The sequence below is a fragment of the Clostridium pacaense genome (assembly GCF_020709765.2).
GTDB classification, from domain to species: domain Bacteria; phylum Bacillota; class Clostridia; order Lachnospirales; family Lachnospiraceae; genus Enterocloster; species Enterocloster hominis.
Genome location: NZ_JAJFEB020000045.1, coordinates 1 through 2,852, shown reverse-complemented (window position 1 = coordinate 2,852; position 2,852 = coordinate 1). Strand labels below are relative to the sequence as shown.

General features: G+C 48.5%; 2 protein-coding genes. Both read left to right on the top strand.

Features of this window, described 5'->3' with window-relative positions; genetic code table 11:
- Positions 1-1,480: plasmid recombination protein (locus LK536_RS58325; RefSeq protein ID WP_506092284.1), on the top strand; the 1,480-nt coding region annotated here is incomplete at its 5' end.
- A 440-nt stretch (positions 1,481-1,920) separates the two neighbouring features.
- The gene (locus LK536_RS58320; RefSeq protein ID WP_075051432.1) at positions 1,921-2,535 is read left to right on the top strand and encodes a replication protein; all 615 of its coding nucleotides are present in this window, start codon (positions 1,921-1,923) and stop codon (positions 2,533-2,535) included.
- Positions 2,536-2,852: the final 317 nt, after the last annotated feature.

Sequence of the window (2,852 nt, the reverse complement as noted above, 5' to 3'; positions counted from 1 at the left end):
AGGTAAAGGTAGCCAGCTCCATAACAGACGAGAATATGAGAAGATAGGTAAGCCTATCCCAGACAACATTGATGTCTCCAAAAGCTCGGAGAACATCACTCTGGTCGATAAGGATATAAAGCAAGCCTATCAAGAAATCTTCGGTGAAGCTCTGGAGAAGTACAACGCAAAGCAGAAACGAGCTGACCGAAAGATAGAGGACTACTGCGACCACATCAAGAAGTCGAAGAACGGCGAAAAGCTGTTCTATGAGGATGTGGTGCAGTGGGGCAGTAAAGAGGACTTCCAGAAGCCAGAGATGAGGGAGAGAGCCAAAGAAGCCCTTGTGCAGTATGTAAAGGGCTTCGAGGAACGAAACCCGAATTTGAAGCTCATAGGGGCTTATATCCATATGGACGAAGCAAGCCCCCATTTGCACCTCGACTATATCCCAGTAGCCCAGGGATATACAAGAGGGCTTGAGACCAGGAACTCCCTGGACAAAGCAATGAAGCAAATGGGCTACCAACCAGAGAAAGAGAGCCGAAAGAACAATGCCACGAAGCTCTGGAAAGAGAATGAAAGGTCGGTTTTTGGCGAAATCTGTCGAAATATGGGGCTTGAGGTCGAAGCCGAGCGAAAAGCCAGAGGGAGCTTGTCGGTCGAGGAATACAAGGAAGTACGAGACCAGATGATAGGCGAGATTGAGCAGGAGAAAGAAGCCATTGTCGCAGAGGTCGAGCCTTTGCGAGAACTCAAGACCGGCATAGACGAGATAGACACCACCGGCACGAAGTTGCCGTTTGGTGTAGTAGCGATAAAGAAAAAAGACCTTGAAGCGGTCAAGGAACAGGCGAAAGCCTACACCGCAAACCGAGACGAGATAGGAGAGATGCGAGAGCGTTCCGCTGCTGTTTCTCGGAGAGAGCAGCGAGCGGATCAGCGAGAGCAGCTCCTCGACAACAAGGCAAATGAGCTGGCAAGGCAACAGCAACAGCTTCAGCAGATGTACCAAAGACAGCTCAATCTTAATCAGCTCTTGGAGAAGTCAGAGCAAGACGGCAGAGCCAAAGACAAACAGATAGCAGACCTGCAAACAGAGAACGCCTCTCTGAGGGGTCAAATTCGCTCTCTGACGGCTCAAATGGACGAAATCAAGGCAGAGCTATGGGATAAGATAAATAATCTCAGAGACAAGCTCAGAGGGGCTTATGAGAGCCTTACGAATGTGGTTAAGGCGGTAGGTATGCTCAAGTATGACCGAGAGAAAGACCAGAACGGTAACTACACCTATGGCAAGTACGGTATCAGCAATCTGAGCAAGGCTCAAGAGAAGCTGATTGACGGCTTGGCAGAGTACGGAGCGAAGTGGGCGAAAGAGGACGGCTTCCCAGAGATGGCAGAGGAGATGGAAAAGCATGTCGGTATCAGCAAGGGCATAGAGAAAATCGTAGAGCCACCTGCTCCGAAGCGTTCCAAAGGTTGGGAGATGGAGCTTTAAGAAGCGGTTTTCGGATTATACTGGCGGAGACGGCGGAACGGAAAACTGAAAGTTTTTTGTTCCGTCGGCGGAGACGGAATAATCCGAAAAAAAGAGAAGTCAAGGGCTTCGAGGGGTGGAGATTTCCGCAAGGAAATACTACCCCGTACCTTGACTTCTCTTTAGCGTGGTACGCACTCCCGATAGAGCGTCTATTTGTTCCAGAGGTCGCTCTCCGCGTAGGAGCCTGCGGAGCATAAAAAAACCCGCCCTGCCAAGTGTCAAATTGACAAGGCGGGCGGATTTTCGTATAATGGCTTTAGTGGCTCGGACGGCAATCCTAACCACGAATACATGAGGGACAAGCTCACATACTCACCGTAGGATAATTATAGCCATAAATAGGCTTGTTGTCAAGGTTAGCGAGATTGTACCCTCCGAAGAAATCGGAGGATTTTTTTATGGCAAAAAACATCAAGAAGCGAAATTGGGCTTTTGTTCTCTACCCAGAGTCAGCTCCTGCTGATTGGAGAGAACAGCTCCAAAAAACTGGATTGCAATGTGCAATCAGCCCATTGCATGACAAGGACATGAACCCAGACAATACACCAAAGAAGCCACACTATCATGTCATACTGACATATAGTGGACCGACTTCCTACAATGTGGTCAAGGCTCTGACAGACGGCTTTAATCAGCCGATACCGCAAGCTCTGGAACAGGTGCGAGGGTATTACAGATACCTCACGCATAAGGACAATCCAGAGAAAGCTCAGTATGATGAGCGAGAGATTAAGACCATCAACGGCTTTAATATTGCGGACTTTTCGGAGCTGACACGCTCCGAGATCACGCAGATAAAAAAGACCTTGCAGGCACTCATAAGACAGTACGACATAGTGGAGTACGCTCAACTTATGGACTTCTTGCAGGATGAAGAAATGAATGTTGAGTATGAGGTAGCGAGTAACAACACTCTTTTCTTTGACCGCTACATAGGCAGTCGCCGTCACGCTCCGAGAGTACCGAAGTGTGACCCAGAGACTGGCGAAGTGATAGAGAAAAAAGAGAGCTGAAAAGCTCTCTTTTTTTTGCGTTTCCATAGGGGGGTACTACGACACCCCCCTATGGGTGCTTTGTGCTTTGTGACGCTTTTTGGGGTTGTAGGGGCGAAGCCCCTGCCCCTCGGAGAGCCCCGTGTTTTGATACGCAGTGTCAAAACTCATACGGGGTTACTTTTGACAAAAGTAACAAAACTCTGTATAATGGATAGCATTGAAGGGAGGTGTTCTTATGGGTCGAGTATCAATGCCACAAGGTAAAGGTAGCCAGCTCCATAACAGACGAGAATATGAGAAGATAGGTAAGCCTATCCCAGACAACATTGATGTCT

What these genes read in the sequence shown, in the direction of transcription:
- LK536_RS58320 (WP_075051432.1), top strand. Translation starts at nt 1,921, where the DNA reads ATGGCAAAAAACATCAAGAAGCGAAATTGGGCTTTTGTTCTCTACCCA.